This is a genomic window from Saccharomonospora saliphila YIM 90502 (genome assembly GCF_000383795.1).
Taxonomy (GTDB): Bacteria; Actinomycetota; Actinomycetes; order Mycobacteriales; family Pseudonocardiaceae; genus Saccharomonospora; species Saccharomonospora saliphila.
On the sequence record NZ_KB912675.1, the window covers coordinates 21,936 to 24,347 of the forward strand.

The 2,412-nt window shown below is 73.1% G+C and carries 3 protein-coding genes and 1 pseudogene; all 4 read right to left on the reverse strand.

What is annotated here, in order from left to right:
- Positions 1 to 213 (reverse strand): HPr family phosphocarrier protein (locus tag SACSA_RS0112140; RefSeq protein ID WP_019816199.1); only part of this gene is annotated, 213 nt, incomplete at its 3' end.
- Between the two features lie 29 nt (positions 214 to 242).
- Entirely contained in the window at positions 243 to 1,757 is a 1,515-nt protein-coding gene (locus SACSA_RS0112145) for a PTS fructose transporter subunit IIC (protein ID WP_019816200.1), read from the reverse strand.
- Positions 1,754 to 2,206: a PTS sugar transporter subunit IIA gene (locus SACSA_RS0112150; RefSeq protein WP_019816201.1), complete on the reverse strand. Its 453-nt coding sequence runs from the start codon at positions 2,204 to 2,206 to the stop codon at positions 1,754 to 1,756. Before SACSA_RS0112150 ends, SACSA_RS0112145 begins: the two co-directional genes overlap by 4 nt.
- Positions 2,199 to 2,412 (reverse strand): annotated as a pseudogene (locus SACSA_RS26075) (hypothetical protein); the annotation flags it as partial. The pseudogene SACSA_RS26075 and the gene SACSA_RS0112150, both read right to left, overlap by 8 nt.

Consider the following 2,412-nt stretch of genomic DNA (forward strand, 5'->3'; position numbering starts at 1 on the left):
CGCGCCGGGGCCGTCGGCGTGCAGGACGACCTCGTCGCCGCCGCGCGCGCCCAGGCCGATGACCGAGAGGATGCTGCGCGCGTCGACGGGCTCGCCGCCCGGTTTGCCGATCAGCACCCCGACCTGCTGACGCGCGGCGGCCTGGGTGAACAGCGCGGCGGGGCGGGCGTGCAGTCCCACCGAGGAGCCGACGGTGACCGTGCGTTGTGCCATGACCTTCCTTTCCGGGACAACGGGTGAAATCAGGCCGCGACCGGGTTCTCGCGCGTGGCGGCGGCGTCGGCGCCCTCGGGCGCGCGGCGGCGGCCGATGTTCTTCGCGGCGAGCACGCAGCCGGTGGTGGTCAGCGTCCCGGCCACCAGCGCCACCAGGTACAGCAGCGGGTTTCCGACGAGTCCGACGACCCAGATGCCGCCGTGCGGGGCCTGCGAGGTCGCGCCGAACGCCGCCGACAGCGCACCCGCGACGGCACTGCCCGCCATCGCCGACGGAATGACGCGGAACGGGTCGGCCGCCGCGAACGGGATGGCGCCCTCGGTGATGAACGAGAGCCCGAGCAGCCACCCGGTCTGCCCGGCCTGCCGCTCGGCGCGGGTGAACAGCGCCTTGCGCACCACGGTGGCCAGCGCCAGTCCGAGCGGCGGGGTCATCCCGGCGACCATGACGGCCGCCATGATCTCGAAGTTGCCGCTCGCCAGCGCGGCGATGCCGAAGGTGTAGGCGACCTTGTTGATCGGGCCACCGAGGTCGAACGACATCATCAGGCCCAGAAGGCCGCCGAGCGCCCACGCCGCCGTGCCGGACAGCCCGTCCAGCCAGCTCGTGACGGCCTCCTGCCCGGCCGCGATCGGCTCGCCGATCACCAGCAGCATCAGGAGCCCGACCACGAGGCTGGACACGAGCGGGATGACCACGACGGGCATCACCCCGGCCACGCCCCGGGGCACGCGGACACGGTTGACCAGCAGCACCACCGCACCGGCGAGCAGGCCAGAGACCAGCCCGCCGAGGAACCCGGCGCCGATCGCCGACGACAGGAGCCCGCCGACCACACCGGGTGCGATACCGGGCCGGTCGGCCATTCCGAACGCGATGAAGCCGGACAGGATGGGCACGAGCATGGAGAACGACAGGGAGCCGATCTGATACAGCACGCCTGCCAGCCCGGCCTCGGCGAGGAGGTTCGCCGGGTCGCTCACACCGGGGTACTCCACGCCCTGGTAGGTGCCGCCGTCCACGACCATGGCGATCTCCGCGCCGCCGAGCATGAACGACAGGGCCATCAGGATGCCCCCGGCGGCCACGAACGGGATCATGTAGCTCACGCCGGTCATCAGCCACTGCCGCAGCCGGGTGCCGAAGCCCGCCTCGGTGTCCACCTTGCTCGCCAGCGCGGGGCCGTCCCCGGTGGGCGTCGCGGACGGGGCCTGCTCGTCCCGCGTGGCCGGGGCCTCACGCGCGGCCCGCACGGCCTCCTCGACGAGCGCGGCACCGTCGTTGATCGCCCGTTTGACCCCCGCGGTGACCGTCGGCATGCCGCTGAAGCGTTCCTTGTCGCGCACCTCGACGTCGGCGGCGAACACGACCGCGTCGGCGGCGGCGATGTCGGCGGCCGAGAGCGGCTGCGCCCCCGCCGAGCCCTGGGTTTCCACGCTGATCTCGTGTCCCGCCGCGCGGGCCGCCTGCTCCAGGGCCTCGGCGGCCATGTAGGTGTGGGCGATCCCGGTCGGGCAGGACGTCACGGCGACGAGTTTCACTGTCCGAGCACCTCCTTGTGCACGAGTTCGACGACCTCGTTCGCGTCGGCGGCGGCAAGCAGCCGGTCCCGGAAGTCCTGGTGCACCAGCCGCCGGGCGAGCGCGGCCAGGATGGACATGTGGTCCTCACCGCCCGAAGCGGGCGCGGCGATCAAGAAGATCAGCCGGGCGGGCCCGTCCGGGGCGCCGAAGTCCACCCCGGGGTGGCTGCGTCCGAACGCGAGGGTCGGCTTGGTGACGTGTTCGGAGCGGGCGTGCGGAATGCCGATGCCGCCCTCGATGCCGGTGGGCATCTGCTCCTCACGCTGCCGCAGGTCGGCGAGGAAACCGTCCACGTCGGTCACCCGGCCCGCCTCGGCCAGCCGCGTGCCCAGCGCGCGGGTGACCTCGTCGCGGTCGTCGCCCGGCACGTCCAGGTCCACCAGGTTCGCGTTGATCAGGTCAGTCATGGGTCAGCTCCGTGAGAACGAGGTCGTGTTCGAGGTCGCCGGTCACCGTGACCGGGATGCGGGCGATGTCGTCGGGGCCGGGCATGGTGCTTCCGGGTAGTGACACGGCCGCCGCCGACCAGGCGAGTCCTGCCGCGAGCGCGTCCCGGCCGCCGCCGTGGGCGAGGAAGGTCCGGTTGGTGCGGTCGGCGTGCATCAGACGCTCC

Excerpts from the sequence above, each read along its gene's own strand:
- SACSA_RS0112150 (WP_019816201.1), bottom strand. The coding sequence starts at position 2,206 with ATGACTGACCTGATCAACGCGAACCTGGTGGACCTGGACGTGCCGGGC.